Below are 17,565 nucleotides of genomic sequence, written 5' to 3'. Positions count from 1 at the left end.
GCGGGCGAATGCGTTTGAACACGATGGGCCGGGCGGTCGGGACGGCGGGGCGAGCACAGTGGTGGCGTTGCGCGGCTTCTTCATGGGTGTTGATGGCGGGCCTTGGGGTTTTGCCGTTGGCCTGGGCAGGTCCGGGGACGGACCCGGGCGCCAAGGCGCCGCTCCAGTTCCGCATGACCGAGGGCAGCATCGAGAATGCATTTTTCCAGCAGGGCGATGTCGCCGCCCATCTGCTGCTGAGTTCCGGCGACAAGCCGCGCATCCTGGTGGCCTTTCCGGCCGGGGACAGCGGCGCTGGCATCTGGTTTGAACCCACCGTGGCGCGCGTACGCTGGACCCTTGGGCCGGTCACGGGCCAGACCCGCACGGTGGATGGCCACCCCTTGAACGGTATCGTTGCCCAGGCCACGGTCACCGGCGACACCCTGGTGATCAAGGATGCCGTGCTGGGCAGCATTCGCGTGCTGCGCGACTACCAGCTTGGCCAGGGTTACGCGGCGCAGGTGGCCGCCACCCCGGGCATCGTCGCCGCGCCCGAGCTGACGGAGCGTTCCGTGCGCTGGCAACGGCAGCGGCTGGATGGCGCGCCGGGCTACGCCATCGCACTGAGCACGAACGATGGGCGCTTCGTGCGCGAGGACGGGCACATCGTGCTGCACCCGGATCATGCGGGCGAGGCCGTGCACCTGCGCATCGAGGCCGGCACCGGCGAGACGCCGCTGACCCCGTTCACCGACCTGCTCAACGACCAAGCACTGCCTGACGAGCGCAGCCACGACGCGCTGCAGTTCCTCAGCTACCGCGAGAAATTCCTTGCCGGCTCGTGGCGCTTCGATACCTATTTCGGGCGCGACACGCTGATGTCGCTGCGCCTGTTGATGCCGGTACTGCAGCCGGCGGCCGTCGACGCCGGCATCGGCTCGGTGCTGGCGCGTCTTTCGTCCGATGGGCAGGTCGCGCACGAGGAAGGCATCGGCGAATTCGCCGTGCTGCAACACCTGAAGGAACAGGGCAAGCCCTCGGTCGATCCCATCTACGACTATGTGATGGTGGACGACGACTACATGCTGCCCGCCGTCGCCGCAGCGTGGCTGCTGGACGACCCGCGCGGCCGGGCGAATGCCGGCGCTTTCCTGGCGAGCAAGCGGGGCGATCAACGGCAGGGCGACGCACTGGTGCGCAACCTATTGTTCGTTGCCCATAGCAGTGAAGCCTTCGCGAAGCAGCCGGTGTATTCGAACCTCGTCTCGCTCAAGCCTGACGCCAAGGTGGGGCAGTGGCGCGACAGCAATGAAGGCATCGGGCGCGGCCGTTATCCCTATGACGTCAACGCGGTGTGGATGCCCGCCGCACTGCGCGCGATCGGCCAATTCCTCGATGCGGGCCTGCTCGACGACTACACCACGCCGGCGCAGCGTGAGCAATTGCGCACCGCTGCGCGCAGCGCGGGTGATTGGGAACAGCACGCCAGCGCCTTGTTCACCGTGCACCTGCCCAAGGATCGCGCCGCCCAGCAGGTGCGTGATTACGCTAAAGAAATCGGCGTGGCCGACGCCCCGGCGTTGAAAGCCTTGGGCGATTCCGCGCTGGAGTTTCCCGCCATCTCGCTGGATGCGCAGGGCCAGCCGGTTCCCGTGCTGCATTCGGACGAAGGGTTCCGCCTGCTGTTCGGCAAGCCGGACGCGGCTGTGCTGGATCGCAATGTCGGCAACCTGATGCGGCCGTTCCCGGCGGGCCTGATGACCGACGTCGGCATGGTGGTCGCCAATCCGGCTTATGCCGGTCACGATGTGTGGTCGCGCTTCGGCAACAACGCCTACCACGGCACCGTGGTGTGGGCATGGCAACAAGCCATCCTGGCTGCCGGCCTGAAGCGACAGCTGGCGCGCGACGATTTGCCAGCGAGCACCCGCACGCATCTGGAAACGGCCCAGGCCGAACTGTGGCGGGGCATCTGTGCCGCCGGCTCGATGCGCACGTCGGAACTGTGGTCCTGGTCGTACGCCAACGGTCACTACCGCATCGAACCGTTCGGCGCGGAAGGCGCCCACGAGGACGAATCCAACGCGGCGCAACTGTGGAGCACCGTGTTCCTGGCGTTGCCGCCGCCGGCCGGGCAGTCCTGCCGATGAGCATGGCCGATGCCCGTCGCGCGGGCGCCGCTTCCGCCGATGCCGCCCGGTGCACTGCAGCGTTACGGACCAGGTCGTTTCGTTCTACAGTCGCAAGTTATTGCGATTTTGCGGGTGTCACGAATGCGCTTGAAGACGATGGGACTGGCGATGGCCATGCTGCTGGCTCCGGCCGTGCAGGCTGACGAAGGCATGTGGATGCCCTCGCAGCTGCCGGCCATCGGCAAGCAGCTGCGAGCGGCCGGCTTCCAGGGCAACCCCGCGGATCTCGCCGACCTGACCCGCGCCCCGCTCAATGCGGTGGTGAAGGTGGGCGGTGCCACGGGTTCCTTCGTGAGCGACGAGGGCCTGGTGCTGACCAATCACCACGTGGCATTCGGCGTCATCCAGTACAACAGCAACGCGCAGCGCGACCTGATCCAGAACGGGTTCGTCTCGCACGAGCGCAGCGAAGAACTACCGGCGAACCCGGATTTCCGCCTGCGCGTCACCACCGGCTTCGACAAGATCACCGAGCAGGTGCTGGCGGCGGCCAGGGGCAAAACGGGGCGCGCTTACTTCGATGCCGTGGACGCCATCAGTAAGACGCTGGTGGCCGAATGCGAGCGCGAGCCCGGCATGCGTTGCAGCGTGGTCAACATGTTCTATGGCCGCGACTTCTACCTGGTAAAGCAGCTGGAGCTGCGCGATGTGCGCCTGGTCTACGCACCGCCGCGCGCCATCGGCAACTACGGGGACGAGGTGGACAACTTCGTGTGGCCGCGCCATGCGGGCGACTTCACCCTGCTGCGTGCCTACGTGGGGCCGGACGGCAAACCTGCCGACTACGCCAAAGACAACGTGCCCTACCACCCGCCCGCGCATCTGCAGCTCGCACGCGAGGGAGTGCGCGAAGGGGATTTCGTGATGCTGGCCGGTTACCCGGGCATCACCTACCGGCACCGCACGGCGGCCGAGTTCGCCGATCAGGTGCAGTGGCGCCTGCCAGCCACGGTGCAGGTGATGCAGCAGTTGCAGCACATCATCGAAGACACCGGGCGCGACGACCGGCAGGCGGCGATCCGCTACGCCTCCCAGCTGCAGTCGTTGAAGAACAACATCAAGCGTTTCCAGGGCGAGCTGGATGGCCTCAAGCGCAGCGACGCCGTCGCCGTGCGACGCAGTGACGAGGACGCCATGATGGCGTGGCTGGCCGCGCAGCCGCAGGCCGGCACGCTGCGTCCGCAGATCGACCAGGTCAACCAGCTCATCGCCTCCGTCAATGCAACGCGCGAGCGCGACCTGCTGCTGACCCTGATGTCATCGCAAACCCAGCTGATGCGCTCGGCCATCCTGCTGCAACGATTGGCCCACGAGCGTGACCGCCCCGACGCGCAGCGCGAGGCGGGTTATCAGATGCGCGACGAAGACCTGATCGCCGGCACGCTGCGCCAGGTGCAGCGTCGCTACGACCCGCTGATTGAAAAGCGCCTGCTCATCGCCTTGCTCACGCGCTACCAGAAGCTGCCCGATGCGCAGCGCCTGCAGGCATTCGATACCGCCTTTGGCCGCACGCCCGAGTCGCTGGCGCAAAAACTCGACCAGGTATATGGCGCCACCCACCTGGGTGACGAGGCGCAGCGCCTGGCGTGGCTGAAGGCCGAGCCGGCCGCGCTCGGGCAGTCAAACGATGCGCTGCTGTCGCTGGCCGCACAATTGCTGCCCGCGTTGTTGCGCATGGAGGACGAGCGCAAAGCGCGCGAGGGTGATCTGCTGCGCCTGCGTCCGGCCTACATGGACGCGCTCATTGCGTATCGCGAAAAGCAGGGGCGCGCGGTGTATCCCGACGCCAACGCCACGCTGCGCGTGAGTTACGGCAAGGTCACGCCGCTCAAGGCGCGCGACGGCGTGCAGTATGAGCCGCTCACCACCACCGCGGGCATCGTCGAAAAGAACACGGGCGTGGCGCCGTTCGACGCGCCCAGGCCCTTGCTCGACGCCATCGCCAAGGGCGATTACGAGGGCTACGCCGATGCGAAGAGCGGTGCCATGCCCGTGGATTTCCTGAGCAACCTCGACACCACCGGCGGCAACTCCGGCTCCCCCGTGCTCAATGCCCGGGGCGAGCTGGTGGGCCTGAACTTCGACAGCAACTGGGAAGCGGTCAGCGCCAGCTGGATGTTCGACCCGCGTTACAAGCGCGCCATCCATGTCGATATGCGCTACATGCGCTGGCTGATGGACAAGGTCTACCCGGCACCGCCGTTGTTGAAGGAAATGGGCGTGCCGGCGCGCTGAGCGACGCGCCGCCCCTTTTGTAGGAGCGCACTTGTGCGCGACCGCGGCACACCGAGACTCCGCGGTCGCGCACAAGTGCGCTCCTACAAGTCATGCCTTGCCTGGGTTCACACCCGTTTCATCGCCCCCGGCGCGAAGTAACCGCCTCATGTCGCTTCGGGGGCGTTATGAATCACCAGAACGAAGGCTGCTGCGCGGACGCTTCGCGCCGGAGGCTGCTGGGCTCGACGCTGGGTGTGGCGGCCTTTTCGGCGGTGGGTGGCGTGTCATGGCTGCTGCCCGGAATCGCCCAGGCCGCTGCCCTGACCAAGGCGCAGCGCGACGCGATGACCCCGGACCAGGTCATCGCCATGCTCAAGGAGGGCAACGAGCGCTTCCGCGCCGGCAAGATGCAGGGGCACGACTACCTGGCGCAGAAACGGGCCAGCGCGGGCGGGCAATATCCCGCGGCGGTCATCCTGGGCTGCATCGACTCGCGTGCGCCCACCGAGATCATCCTCGACACAGGTATTGGCGAAACGTTCACCGCGCGCGTCGCCGGCAATATCTCCAATGACGACTTGCTGGGCAGCCTGGAGTTCGCCTGCGCCGTCGCGGGCTCCAAGCTCGTGCTGGTGATGGGGCACACCGCCTGTGGCGCCATCAAGGGAGCCATCGATGGCGCCAAGCTGGGCAACCTCACCGGCCTGCTCGACAAGATCAAGCCCGCCGTGGACGCCACGCAGTTCAGCGGTGAGCGCACGAGCAAGAACGACGCCTTCGTGGATGCCGTGGCGGCGACCAACGTGCGCCGCACCGTCGAGGAGATACGCCACCGCAGCGACGTGCTGGCCGGGCTGGAGAAGGACGGCAAGCTCAAGATCGTCGGGTCGATGTACTACTTGGTGGGCGGCAAGGTGGAGTTCTACGCCTGACGCATGGCGGCTCCCCTGTGGGAGCGCACCCTGTGCGCGACTTTTTCAGGGCGACGCGGATCGCCTCGCCGCAGTCGCGCACAGGGTGCGCTCCCACCGTGCGGTGGTGTTCCCCGCTAAAATGGGCGGATGCCGATCGATCAGCGCCCACTCGCCGTGTTCCTGATGGGCCCGACCGCGTCGGGCAAGACCGCGCTCGCCTGCGCGCTGAGCGACCGGTTTCCCGTCGAACTGGTGAGCGTGGATTCGGCCCTCGTCTATCGCGGGCTGGACATCGGCTCGGCCAAGCCCGACGCGGCGACGCTGGCGCGTTACCCGCATCGGCTGATCGATATCCGCGATCCCACCGAACCGTATTCGGCGGCGGATTTCCGCGGAGATGCCGTCGCCGCCATGCAGGACATCACGGCCAGGGGCAGGATCCCGCTGCTCGTCGGCGGCACGGGGCTGTATTTCCGTGCGCTGCAGCAGGGGCTTTCCCAGTTGCCGCAGGCCGACCCCGCCGTCCGCGAACGTCTCACCGCGCAAGCGTTGCTCGAAGGCTGGCCCGCGTTGCACGAGCGGCTGCAGCAGCTGGATCCGTCCGCGGCGGAGCGCATCGGCCCCAACGACGCCCAGCGCATCCAGCGTGCGCTGGAAGTGATCGAGCTCACCGGGCGCCCCTTGTCGGAGCAGCAACGCGGCGGCCATGGCGAGCGCTTTCCGTGGCGCGTGCTCAAGCTGGCGCTGGTGCCGGGCGACCGCGCGCCGCTGCACGCCAGGATCGCGCAGCGCTTCGACGCCATGCTGGGGGACGGTTTCCTGGACGAGGTGCGTGCGCTGCGCGCGCGCGGCGACCTGCATGCCGATCTTCCCGCCATCCGGGCCGTGGGCTACCGCCAGGCCTGGGAACATCTGGATGGCCAAACGAGCGCCGCAGAGTTTCGCGATCGCGGCATTTTCGCGACCCGGCAGCTGGCAAAGCGGCAGATGACCTGGTTGCGCAGCGAGCTGGACGCGCGGGTGATGGACCCGGAAAGGCCGGATATCACGCGTATCGGGGAGGATGCGATGGCGCTGTTCGTGGGACGTCGCGAATAGTGTTCCGTGCAGTTTTATAAACGTCTTCTTCACACCTGATGAAAGCGTGCATTTGCTCTTTCATCAACGATTTAAAAGTGGTTAATATTCTTCGGCCTTGGACCGGGGCGCGTCATGCGTCTTTTATCCCGGTCCGTCCGATGCGAGGGGAGAACAAGAAATGTCCAAAGGGCAATCGTTGCAAGATCCATTTCTCAATGCACTGCGCCGCGAGCGCGTTCCGGTCGCCATCTACCTGGTCAATGGCATCAAGCTGCAAGGCACGATCGAATCGTTCGATCAGTTCGTCGTCCTGCTGCGCAACCAGGTGAGCCAGATGGTCTACAAGCACGCCATCTCCACCGTGGTTCCCAGCCGCAACGTCCGCGTCGGCAATGGCCACGAGGGGCACGAAGGTTCGGGTACGGCCGAGCCGGAAGCTTGATTCACCAGGGTGGTCGACCCATCTGAGTAGGGAAGGCGCCCGGGGCCCGCACTTAGCGGGCAGCGGCGTATCCACATACACTTTCCTCTCCGAGTCGCGCCGTGGGCCCCTGCGGGCCCACGGCGCAGCGTCTCCATACAGGTCTTTCCGCCCTCGTGTTTGATCGTCAAAAGAAAGGCGAACGCGCCCTCCTGGTCCTGCCGCATTCCCGTGGCATGGGCGATGTGGAGCGCCGCGCCGAAGAATTCGCCGAACTGGTCCGTTCGGCCGGTGCCGAGATCCTCGGCAACATCCCCGCGCGCGTTGACGTGCCCAATCCCCGCTACTACATCGGCACCGGCAAGGCCGACGAGGTGGCCGAGGCCGCCCGTGCACTGGGCGCGGACCTGGTCCTGATCGACCACCTGCTGTCACCGGTGCAGGAGCGCAACCTCGAAAAACACCTTGGCATCCGCGTGGTGGACCGCGCGGGCCTGATCCTGGACATCTTCGCCCAGCGGGCCCGTTCCCACGAAGGCAAGCTCGAGGTGGAGCTGGCCCAGCTCAAGCACCTCGCGACGCGGCTGGTACGGGGCTGGACCCACCTTGACGCCCAGCGCGGCGGTGCCATCGGCAACCGCGGTCCCGGTGAAACCCAGCTGGAAACCGACCGCCGACTGTTGGCCGAGCGCGTGAAAATGCTCACCAAGCGCCTGGAGAAGGTGCAAACCCAGCGCGGGCAGCAGCGCCGCGCCCGCCTGCGCAACACGGTGCCCAGGGTCGCCTTGGTCGGCTACACCAATGCGGGCAAGTCGACCTTGTTCAACGTGCTGACCGAGGGTGAAGTGTTCGCTGCGAACCTGCTGTTCGCCACGCTGGACCCGACCGTGCGCAAGCTGGACGGGCTTTCCTGCGGCCCGGCGGTGCTGGCCGATACGGTGGGTTTCATCCGCGAACTGCCGCATGACCTGGTCGCGGCGTTCCGCGGCACGCTGGCCGAAGCGCGCGATGCCGACCTGCTGCTGCATGTGAGCGACGCGTCCGACGAGGAGCGCGAACGCCTTGCCCAGGTGGTCGACAACGTGCTGGAGGAAATCGACGCGGGCGATCTGCCGCAGTTGCGCGTGATGAACAAGATCGACCTGGCGGGCACCGAGCCGCGCATCGATCGGGACGCCGATGGCCGTCCCACCACGGTGTGGCTGTCGGCGGCCACCGGGCAGGGCCTGGATCTGCTGCGGCAGGCGCTGGGCGAACTGCTCGGCGGCGACCGCGTGCAATCCGAGTTGCGCCTGCCGCATTCGGCCGGACGCCTGCATGCCCGCCTCAAGGCGGCCGGCGCCATCGTCGGCGAAGTGGTGGACGAGGAGGGCTGGCGCCTGACCATCGACGCGCCGCGCAGCGTCATCGCCCCGCTGAGTGGTGGCGGGGCAGTCGAGGCGGCACTGCTGAAAGACCTGCTGGGTACGGTGGAAGAGCCGGAAACCCTGTAGGGGCGCCCGTGGGCGTGACCGCCTTGCCCTGGCCCGAACACTTCCACTGAACGACCGCGCCCCGGGGCGGTCCTGCCGGCGGAAGCTGTCTGGCGAGTGGGGAAACGTCGCCCGGGTCTGGTAGAATGGACGGCGTTTGTGCGGCCATCAGGGCCTGGACGGCACACTGCCACGACAAGCACCCGAGACCATGTCCAAACCCGTTCAACGTGTTTTCCGGCCAATGCAGCCGGCCTCCCAGCGGCCTCAAGGAGACTGACCATGGCCTGGAACGAACCCGGCAACAACGGGCAGCGTGATCCGTGGAACAGGAATCGCCAGCCCGGCAACAAACCGGGGCTGGAGGACATGCTCAAGCAGCTGCGCAATCGCCTGGGCAGGCTCGGCGGCGGCGCCGGCGGCGTCTTCACCATCCTGCTGGCCTTCGTGATCGTGTGGGTCGGCATGAGCAGCTTCACCATTGTCGATGCCCGCCAGGCCGGCGTGGTGCTGCGCTTCGGCAAGTACGCACGCACCCTGCAGCCGGGCTTCCACCTCAAGGCGCCCAGCCCCATCGAGACCGTCACCAAGGTGGGCACCACGGAAATCCGTTCGGTGTCTGACAAGGTGCGCATGCTGACCAGCGACGAGAACATCATCTCGGTCGACTTCAACGTGCAGTATCAGGTCTCCGATGCTCGCAAGTTCCTGTTCTCGCTGAGCGGCCCGCCGGAAGACACGCTGCGCCAGGCCGCCGAGGCCGCCGTGCGCACGGTGGTGGGCGCCAATGTGATGGACAACATCCTCACCAGCCAGGGCACCGAGGCCGTGGCTGCCGCGCCTGCACCGGCAAGCAGTGCGGCCGCGGCTTCCTCCGCGCCCGCCGTGGCGGCCGCTGCACCCGCCGCCCTTCCGGCGTCCGCCAAGGCGCAGACCCGCGACACGCTGCAGCAGCAGACGCGCGAGATCCTGCAGGCCACGCTGGACGAGTACGACGCCGGCCTGCTGGTCACTGACGTGAGCTTCCAGAACGTGGCGCCGCCGCAGGAAGTGAAGGACGCCTTCGACGACGTCAACGCCGCGCGCGAAGACAAGCAGGGTACCGAGAACAACGCCCGCGCCTACGCCAGCCAGGTAGTGCCGGTGGCCCGTGGCGACGCCTCGCGCATCGCCGCCGAGGCACAGGGTTACGCCGCCGCGCGCGTGGCCACCGCCACCGGCGACGCCTCGCGCTTCAGCCTCATCCTCAAGGAATACAAGGCCGCGCCGGATGTCACGCGCCGCCGCCTGTGGCTGGAAACCGTCGAGGACGTGATGTCCAACAATCCCAAGGTGCTGGATGGTTCCGGCGGCCGCAACATGATCTATCTCCCGCTGGACCGTGCCACCGGCAAGGAAGTGCAGGGCGTGGGTTCGGTCATGCAATCTGCGGGTAGCGACAGCAGCCTCGGCGGCGGCAAGGAGAAACAGCCATGAAGTTCGGCTCCGCCATCATCGCCGTGCTGCTCGTGCTGCTCGGGTTCAACAGCCTGTTCGTCGTGCGTGAAGGCCAGACCGCGCTCGTGCTGCAGTTCGGCCGCATCGTGCGCACCGGCGACCAGCCCGGCCTGCACGCCAAGATCCCGTTCATCCAGCAGGTGATGACGTTCGACAACCGCATCCTCACCCTGGAAGCGCAGCCCGAGCGTTACTTCACTTCGGAAAAGAAGAGCGTCAACGTCGACTTCTACGTGAAGTGGCGCATTGCCGACAACGCCGCCTACTACCGCGCCACCGCCGGCGACGAGCTGCAGGCGGCCAACCGCCTCACGCCCATCGTGAAGGACGCGCTGCGCTTCGAGTTCAACGGCCGCACCCTGCAGGAACTGGTGGCTGCCGGCCGCAAGGACGTCACCGAGCGCGTGCGCAAGCAGACCGATGCCGCCGCCCGCAAGAACCTGGGCATCGCGGTGATCGACGTGCGCATCAAGCGCATCGACCTGCCGGACGAAGTGAGCGAGTCGGTCTACAAGCGCATGCGCGCCGAACGTGCGCAGCTGGCCAACGAACTGCGTTACACCGGCCAGCAGGCCGCCGAGACGATCAAGGCCGACGCCGATCGCCAGGCGCAGGTGATCAAGGCGGAGGCCGAGCGTGAAGCGGCCAAGGTGAAGGGCGAGGGCGATGCCCAGGCTGCAGCGATCTACGCGCAGGCTTATGGGCAGGATCCGGAGTTCTTCGCGTTTTATCGAAGCCTGAACGCGTACCGTACGTCGTTCAAGGACGGCAAGGGCGTGCTGGTGCTCAAGCCGGATTCGGAGTTCCTGAAATATTTCAACGACGGCGCGTCGTCCCGTCACTGATGGGATGACGAGTGATGTCCAATGAGTTGGCCGGCGCGTTGTGCCTGGTGCTGGTGATCGAAGGGCTGGTGTTGTTCGCCGTGCCGCGCGGGTGGCAAGCCACCATGCGCCAGGCCGCCAACATGAGTCCGCGATCCCTGCGCATATTCGGCGCGGTGGCGATTGTCATCGGGCTGGCGGCATTGCAACTGGTGCATTGAGTTAATGCGGCGGATGGGCCGCTCAACCCATCGGGATTTCCAACGAAGCCTCACCGTCGTCCCTGCGTACCCCGAAAAGGGGGCAAGGGCAGGGATCCAGCGACTTGAAAGGCGCTGGATTCCCGCCTGCGCGGGAATGACGAAGCAGAGTGTTTCAACGTGTTCGCGCCCTCCGGGGCACTCCTTCTTCAAATTGACGAGAGCAAGATCATCATGGGCAAGTCAGTAGTCATCCTTGGTGCGCAGTGGGGCGACGAAGGCAAGGGCAAGATCGTCGACCTGCTGACCGAAGAGGTCAAAGCCGTCGCACGCTTCCAGGGCGGCCACAACGCCGGCCACACGCTGGTCATCGGCGGCAAGAAGACCGTGCTGCACCTGATCCCCTCGGGCATCCTGCGTGACGACGCGCTGTGCCTGATCGGTAATGGCGTGGTGCTGTCGCCGCAGGCGCTCAAGCAGGAAATCGAAGAGCTGGAAGCGCAGGGCGTGGAAGTGCGCTCGCGCCTGAAGATCAGCCCGGCCACACCGCTGATCATGCCGTACCACATCGCCGTCGATAAGGCGCGCGAAATCGCCGCCGGCAAGAGCGCCATCGGCACCACCGGCCGCGGCATCGGCCCGGCCTATGAAGACAAGGTGGCCCGCCGCAGCGTGCGCGTGGCCGACCTGATGTACCCGCACGAGCTGCCGGAGAAGATCAAGGCCGCCGTGGAGTACCACAACTTCATCCTCACCCAGTGGCTGAAGGCCGAGCCGGTCGACTTCCAGCAGGTGCTGGACGACGCCCTGGCCTATGGCGAGTTCATCCGCCCGATGGTCGACGACGTCGCCACCATCCTGCACGACGTGCGCAAGGAAGGCGGCCACATCCTGTATGAAGGCGCGCAGGGCGCGCTGCTCGACATTGACCACGGCACCTACCCGTACGTCACCTCGTCCAACACCACGGTCGGCGGCGCGCTCGCCGGCACCGGCGTGGGCGCGGGCGACATCGACTACGTGCTGGGCATCTGCAAGGCCTACGCCACCCGCGTCGGCGGCGGTCCGTTCCCGACCGAGCTCAACGACGAGATGGGCGAGCGCCTGCGCAAGGTCGGCAACGAGTTCGGCGCCAGCACCGGCCGTCCGCGCCGCTGCGGCTGGATCGACCTAGTCGCGCTCAAGCGCGCCGTGCAGATCAACGGCATCAACGGCCTGGCCATCACCAAGCTCGACGTGCTCGACGGCCTGCCGACCATCAAGGTCTGCATCGCGTACGAGTACCGCGGCAAGCGCCGTGAACTCGCTCCGCTCGACGCCGACGGCTGGGCCGAGTGCAAGCCGGTGTACCTGGAGTTCCCGGGCTGGGAAGAGTCCACCGCGGGCATCCGCGAGTGGGACAAGCTGCCGGCCGCCGCCCGCGCTTACCTGCGCGCGGTGGAAGAGCTGTCGGGCTGCAAGCTGTCGCTCGTCGCCACCGGCGCCGACCGCGACGACACCATCGTGCTGGACCATCCGTTCGCCTGATTCGGTGCACGGAATGGTGATGCAAAGGAGCCCCGCCGCAGTGCGGGGCTTTTTTTGTGGGGCGGAGGGGGGGGGGGGGGGGGGGTCTCGCTTCGACCCGTAGAGGCGCTGGATGACCAGCCCTTCGGCTGTTGAACAACGCTTCCCGCTTTCGCGGGAATGACGAGGATGAGAGTCCCCTCCAGGGCCGTCATTCCCGCGAAGGCGGGAATCCATTGCCTTCATGGGTCGAATGGCCGGTCATCCCGCGCCTTTGCGGGAATGAAGGCCCCACACCCGCGTCATTCCCGCGAAGGCGGAAATCCATTGCCTTCATGGGTCGAATGGCCGGTCATCCCGCGCCTTTGCGGGAATGAAGGCCCCACACCCGCGTCATTCCCGCGAAGGCGGAAATCCAGCGCCTTCATGGGTCGAATGGCCGGTCATCCCGCGCCTTTGCGGGAATGAAGGCCCCTCACCCACGTCATTCCCGCGAAGGCGGGAATCCAGCACCTTCATGGGTCGAATGGCCGGTCATTCAGCGCCTTTCGGCCACGCGACACCATGACTTCCGGCCATGTGCGCCGCCTCTCCCCATGTCTCACTATGAAAGCAATGTGCGCCGAGCAGGACCGCATCGGCCCATTCAATGAGGGGATACAGCATGCGAATCCGTTTGGCTTCCGCCATTGCGCTGGCCTTGGCCGGCTTTTGTTCCGCTGGCATCGCTGCCGCGCTGGACGCGCCGGCATCCACGCAGACGCCCACGCAGCTTCCGCGCGACGTGGTTCCCACCCACTATGACGTTTCGGTGGCGCCGCATGCCTCCAGCCTCAGCTTCGACGGCAAGGTCGTCGTCGATGTGGAGGTGCTGCAACCCACCCGCAGCATCACGCTCAATGCGATCGACCTGCGCTTCGCCGCGGTGACGCTGACGCCCGCCACGGGCAAGGGCGCGCTCAAGGCCAAGGTGGTGGTGGACGACAAGGCGCAGACCGCCACGTTCACCTTCGACAAGCCGGTTCCCGCCGGCAGCTACAAGCTGGCGATGAGCTACACCGGCAAGATCGGCACGCAGGCCAACGGCCTGTTCGCCATCGACTACGACAGCAAGGCCGGCAAGAAGCGCGCGCTGTATACGCAGTTCGAGAACTCCGACGCGCGCCGCTTCATCCCCTCGTGGGACGAACCCAACTACAAGGCCACCTTCGACCTGACCGCCACCGTGCCCGCCGACCAGATGGCCGTGAGCAACATGCCGGTGGCCTCCAAGAAGGATGTCGGCCACGGCCTGAGCCAGGTGACGTTCCAGCCGTCGCCGAAGATGTCCACCTACCTGCTGTTCTTCGGCACCGGCGACTTTGATCGCGTCACCACCCAGCAGGACGGCACCGAGATCGGCGTGATCACGCAGAAGGGCCTGTCCGCGCAGGGCGCTTTCACGCTCGAATCGGGCAAGGCGGTACTGAAGGAATACAACGACTATTTCGGCGTGAAGTTCCCGCTGCCCAAACTGGACAACGTGGCTTCGCCGGGCAGCAGCCAGTTCTTCTCCGCGATGGAGAACTGGGGCGCCATCTACACCTTCGAGTACGCGTTGCTGCTCGATCCGTCGTTTTCCACGCTGCAGGACAAGCAGAACGTGTTCGGCACCGCCGCGCATGAAATGGCGCACCAGTGGTTCGGTGACCTGGTGACCATGCGCTGGTGGGACGACCTGTGGCTCAACGAAGGCTTCGCCTCGTGGATGGCCTCGCGCACCACGGCGCGCCTGCACCCGGAATGGAACACCAAACTGGGCGATACCGTCGGCGCACGCGAGTCGGCGATGGGGCGCGATGCCGTGGCGACCACACATCCGGTCGTGCAGCACGTGGAAACCGTGGAGCAGGCCAGTCAGGCGTTCGACGCGATCACGTATTCGAAGGGTGAGTCGGTCATCGGCATGCTCGAAGCCTACGTGGGCGAAGAAAACTGGCGCACTGGCGTGCGTAACTACATCAAGGCCCACGCCTACGGCAACGCCGTGTCCGACGACCTGTGGCGCGCGATGGATGAAGCTGCGCCAGGCAAGCAGATCACCACCATCGCGCACGACTTCACGCTGCAGCCGGGCATTCCGCTGATCCGCGTGGAAGCCAGTGCGTGCAGCAAGCACGCCACCACGCTCAAGCTGACGCAAGGCGAATTTACGCGCGACCGTCCCGACAAGCAGCCGCTGCGCTGGCACGTGCCCGTCATCGCACAGGCTGCCGGCGGCAAGGCCGTGAGCACCGTGGTCGACGGCGAAGCTTCGCTTGTCGTGCCGGGCTGCGGGACGCTGCTGGTGAACGCGGGGCAGAGCGGTTACTACCGCACGCTCTACGCGCCGGCGCAGTTCGCGGCCATCAGGAAGGACTTCGCCAGGATCGCGCCGATCGACCAGCTCGGCCTGATCGGCGACGCCTGGGCACTGGGTATGGCAGGCCTGCAACCGGCATCGAGCTTCCTTGACCTTGCCAAGGCCACGCCGCTCGATGCCGACCCACAGATCTGGGACGATATTGCCGGTGACCTGTCCGGCATGGACGAGTACTACGATGGCGACGCGAAGCGCCAGGCTGCCTTCCGCGCCTTCGCGGTGAAGTTGCTCGATCCGGTGTTCCAGCGCGTGGGCTGGGAAGCGAAGCCCGGTGAAAGCGTGCCAACCGCCATTTTGCGCACACACCTGATCAGCGTGCTGTCCGGCCTGAACGACACTGCCGTGGTGGCTGAGGCGCAGCGTCGATACGCCGCGCAGGCGACCGACCCCAGCGCGGTGCCCGTCGCGCTGCGCAAGACCATCCTGTCCGTCGTTGCCCATCACGCCGACGCGGCGACATGGGACAAGCTGCACGCGGAAGCCAGGGCGGAAAAGACGCCGCAGGTGAAGGATCGCCTGTACGATCTGCTCGCCGTCGCGGAAGACAAGGCACTCGCGCAACGCGCGCTTGATCTTGCACTTACCGGCGAGCCGGGTGCCACCAACAGCGCAGGCATGATCAGCGTCGTCTCCCGCGAGCATCCGGAGCTCGGCTTCGACTTCGCCCTGGCGCATCGCGAGCAGGTCGACAAGCTGGTCGACAACAGTTCGCGCAGTCGTTATTACCCGAGACTCGGCTCAGGCTCGTACAACCCGGCGATGATCGACAAGATCAACGCCTACGCGAACCAATACCTCGACCCCGGCTCGCGCCGTGACGCCGAGACGGCCGTGGCGAGCATCAAGTACCGCATCATGGTGCGCAACGAGCGCATGCCGGATGTGGATGCGTGGCTGGCGAAGAACGGCGGTTGATTCATCGTCACTTCGCTATGGATTGCCCGTAAAGAAAAGGGCCTCGCCAAGCGAGGCCCTTTTTTTGGTGCGGAGAAAACGGGCGCCGCATGCAGCGCCCGTTCGTCTTATCGGCCCAGATCGCTCAGGAACCGCTTGGTGTACTGCAGTGGCGTAGTGGAGGGCACCGAGTTACACGTCGACGATGCCGTGGTCTGGCTGCACGGGTTGTCGCGGTCCAGCGACCAGAAGTGCAGGCCGGCAAGGCCGTTGGAGACGGCGTAGCTGGTGATGGTGTCGGTATTGGCGATGCTGAAGTTCTCGTCCGACGCATCGTTCACGCCGATCATCGGGGTCAGCTCGATCTTGCTGGCCGGGATGCCGTAGGTGTGCTGCAAGTTGGCCACGGCCTGGATGGCGGACTGGCCCATGTCGCACTTGCCGTTGGACACCACGCACACCGTCGCGCCGGGGCTGCCGAAGTCCATCACCATCAGGTTGATGGTGTAGTTGGTGAGCGAAGAAGCCTTGATCGCCTTCACCACCGTGTCGCCCAGGCTGTTGAGGCCGCCGTAGCTGCCATCCGACGAGGCCAGCGTGGCCAGCGTGAACGAGAAACGCAGGTTCGGGTACAGGCCCTGGCCGTACACGGCAGCGGCAACGAGGTTGTTGATGTCCGCCTGCGACTGGCCGCCCTCGATGTCGAAGTCCACGCCCACCATCTGCGAGGACATGTAGCGCGACAGGAAGCTGGCGAAGCCCGCCGTGCTGCCGCAGGTGAAGGTGCCGGCGGCGCCGCCCGTGCCGACCACGTAGGGCAGGCTCGCGCTGGAGAGCCCGGAGATATTCGCGCTGGCAAACGTCGCGCCCGGCACGCCACCCCAGTTCTCGCTGCCGCATTCGCCGGTGGCGAAGGCGAGCGTGAGCGCGCTGAGGTTGGTGACGTAGTTCGACTTGAGGCTGCCGGTGCCGACGACTGGAATCGCCGAGCCGGTGGCCGTGGCCGTCTGCATCACGTTGGTGTTCCAGTTGAGGTTCACCGTGACGTCCTTGTACGGGCTGTAGAGCAGGTTGGCGCCCGTGCCCGGCCCGCCACCACCCGTCGGCGGCGGCGGAGGCGGTGGCGGTGTGCCGCCTCCGGAGGAAGAGCCGCCCGTGCAGGAACCGTCAGACGTCCACGGCTTGCCCGAGCCGCTGGGGCCGCTGTTGGTGGCGGGGTCGTTGCCCTGCGTCCACCAGTTGGCGGTGTAGTTGATGCCGTTCTCGCTCACCACCGCGCCGCCGTTGTAAGCGGTGCTGGAAACCCATGCCGCTGCGCACGAGCCTGACGAACCGCCTGTGCCGGTGCCGCCACCCGTGCCACTGCCACTGCCCGAGCCGCTGCTGCCGCCACATGCGCCCTGCGAGGTCCACGGTTGCCCGGAACCGGTGACACCGTTGCTGGTGGCCGGGTCATTGCCTTGCGTCCACCAGTTGGCGACGTAGTTGATGCCGTTCTCGCTGACCACGGCGCCGCCGTTGTAAGCGGTGCTCGAACTCCACGCTGCGGCACAGGCGGGCGTGCTCTGCGCGTGCGCCGTCTGCACGGGAGCCATGGTCATCAAGCTCATCGCCATCGCGCCACCTGCGGTGGTGCCTATCGCGTTGAGTGCCGTGCGTAGCCAAACAACCGACTTCTTCAAGCGCATGGAAGGATCTCCTGGTTGTGCTGCATGACTAAAGCGGAAGGTGTCCTTGGCGAACGGTTGCCATTCCTTGGCTGGCGGTCCCCTGATGTCCCGGCGTCCTTGCGTGCCATGGCCAGCCCGGGCCGTGGCGTGTCGTCTTTGTGTCCTGTCATGACAACGTTGTCGTGAATAGTCACCGCGAACTGTGATCCCGGTGGTGAAAATGACACGCGGCTGTCATGCGCTGGCAAGGCAGCTTTATTGCCGCATTGCAGCGTCTTTTGGCGCTATTTTTTAC

General features: G+C 66.3%; 12 protein-coding genes. 11 read left to right on the top strand and 1 reads right to left on the bottom strand.

Annotated elements, in window-relative coordinates:
- The first annotated feature begins 173 nt into the window (after positions 1 to 173).
- The 11 genes from HY57_RS15720 (at position 174) to HY57_RS15670 (ending at position 15,621) form a co-directional block, all read left to right on the top strand.
- Complete coding sequence (locus HY57_RS15720; protein ID WP_200873885.1) at positions 174 to 2,132, top strand: hypothetical protein; 1,959 nt, start codon at positions 174 to 176, stop codon at positions 2,130 to 2,132.
- 114 nt (positions 2,133 to 2,246) lie between these two features.
- Entirely contained in the window at positions 2,247 to 4,409 is a 2,163-nt protein-coding gene (locus HY57_RS15715) for a S46 family peptidase (protein WP_430536783.1), read from the top strand.
- Between the two features lie 167 nt (positions 4,410 to 4,576).
- Positions 4,577 to 5,323: a carbonic anhydrase family protein gene (locus HY57_RS15710; protein ID WP_019464045.1), complete on the top strand. Its 747-nt coding sequence runs from the start codon at positions 4,577 to 4,579 to the stop codon at positions 5,321 to 5,323.
- Positions 5,324 to 5,452: 129 nt separating this feature from the next.
- A complete protein-coding gene (gene miaA, locus HY57_RS15705; RefSeq protein WP_019464044.1) occupies positions 5,453 to 6,403 on the top strand; it encodes a tRNA (adenosine(37)-N6)-dimethylallyltransferase MiaA in 951 nt (316 codons plus the stop codon).
- A 160-nt stretch (positions 6,404 to 6,563) separates the two neighbouring features.
- On the top strand, positions 6,564 to 6,827 hold the full coding sequence (gene hfq, locus HY57_RS15700) for an RNA chaperone Hfq (RefSeq protein WP_019464043.1): 264 nt from the start codon (positions 6,564 to 6,566) through the stop codon (positions 6,825 to 6,827).
- 155 nt (positions 6,828 to 6,982) lie between these two features.
- On the top strand, positions 6,983 to 8,299 hold the full coding sequence (gene hflX / locus HY57_RS15695) for a ribosome rescue GTPase HflX (protein WP_026033718.1): 1,317 nt from the start codon (positions 6,983 to 6,985) through the stop codon (positions 8,297 to 8,299).
- A 261-nt stretch (positions 8,300 to 8,560) separates the two neighbouring features.
- Complete coding sequence (gene hflK / locus HY57_RS15690) at positions 8,561 to 9,754, top strand: FtsH protease activity modulator HflK (RefSeq protein WP_019464041.1); 1,194 nt, start codon at positions 8,561 to 8,563, stop codon at positions 9,752 to 9,754.
- Positions 9,751 to 10,620 carry a protease modulator HflC gene (gene hflC / locus HY57_RS15685; RefSeq protein WP_019464040.1) on the top strand — a complete coding sequence of 290 codons (870 nt, stop codon included), beginning with the start codon at positions 9,751 to 9,753 and terminating at the stop codon, positions 10,618 to 10,620. The genes hflK and hflC overlap by 4 nt, the downstream gene beginning before the upstream one ends.
- Before the next feature lie 14 nt (positions 10,621 to 10,634).
- A complete protein-coding gene (locus tag HY57_RS15680) occupies positions 10,635 to 10,820 on the top strand; it encodes a DUF2065 domain-containing protein (protein WP_019464039.1) in 186 nt (61 codons plus the stop codon).
- Positions 10,821 to 11,033: 213 nt separating this feature from the next.
- Positions 11,034 to 12,326 (top strand): adenylosuccinate synthase, encoded by a 1,293-nt coding sequence (locus tag HY57_RS15675; protein WP_019464038.1) that lies wholly within the window; start codon positions 11,034 to 11,036, stop codon positions 12,324 to 12,326.
- Between the two features lie 643 nt (positions 12,327 to 12,969).
- Positions 12,970 to 15,621, top strand: coding sequence for a M1 family metallopeptidase (locus tag HY57_RS15670; protein WP_019464958.1), 2,652 nt, complete (start codon positions 12,970 to 12,972; stop codon positions 15,619 to 15,621).
- Between the two features lie 107 nt (positions 15,622 to 15,728).
- Here the strand turns inward: HY57_RS15670 and HY57_RS15665 are convergent, their stop codons facing one another.
- The gene (locus HY57_RS15665; RefSeq protein WP_019464959.1) at positions 15,729 to 17,288 is read right to left on the bottom strand and encodes a carbohydrate-binding protein; all 1,560 of its coding nucleotides are present in this window, start codon (positions 17,286 to 17,288) and stop codon (positions 15,729 to 15,731) included.
- Positions 17,289 to 17,565 lie beyond the last annotated feature (277 nt).

It is taken from the genome of Dyella japonica A8 (assembly GCF_000725385.1).
In the GTDB taxonomy this organism is placed as follows: Bacteria; Pseudomonadota; Gammaproteobacteria; order Xanthomonadales; family Rhodanobacteraceae; genus Dyella; species Dyella japonica_C.
Note: the sequence above shows the minus strand (reverse complement) of the source record. Positions and strands in the feature narration are given on the sequence as shown.

Excerpts from the sequence above, each read along its gene's own strand:
- HY57_RS15710 (WP_019464045.1), top strand. The coding sequence starts at position 4,577 with ATGAATCACCAGAACGAAGGCTGCTGCGCGGACGCTTCGCGCCGGAGG.
- HY57_RS15720 (WP_200873885.1), top strand. The coding sequence starts at position 174 with ATGACCGAGGGCAGCATCGAGAATGCATTTTTCCAGCAGGGCGATGTC.
- HY57_RS15680 (WP_019464039.1), top strand. The coding sequence starts at position 10,635 with ATGTCCAATGAGTTGGCCGGCGCGTTGTGCCTGGTGCTGGTGATCGAA.
- hflK (WP_019464041.1), top strand. The coding sequence starts at position 8,561 with ATGGCCTGGAACGAACCCGGCAACAACGGGCAGCGTGATCCGTGGAAC.
- hfq (WP_019464043.1), top strand. The coding sequence starts at position 6,564 with ATGTCCAAAGGGCAATCGTTGCAAGATCCATTTCTCAATGCACTGCGC.
- miaA (WP_019464044.1), top strand. The coding sequence starts at position 5,453 with ATGCCGATCGATCAGCGCCCACTCGCCGTGTTCCTGATGGGCCCGACC.
- HY57_RS15665 (WP_019464959.1), bottom strand. The coding sequence starts at position 17,288 with ATGCGCTTGAAGAAGTCGGTTGTTTGGCTACGCACGGCACTCAACGCG.
- hflC (WP_019464040.1), top strand. The coding sequence starts at position 9,751 with ATGAAGTTCGGCTCCGCCATCATCGCCGTGCTGCTCGTGCTGCTCGGG.
- HY57_RS15670 (WP_019464958.1), top strand. The coding sequence starts at position 12,970 with ATGCGAATCCGTTTGGCTTCCGCCATTGCGCTGGCCTTGGCCGGCTTT.
- HY57_RS15675 (WP_019464038.1), top strand. The coding sequence starts at position 11,034 with ATGGGCAAGTCAGTAGTCATCCTTGGTGCGCAGTGGGGCGACGAAGGC.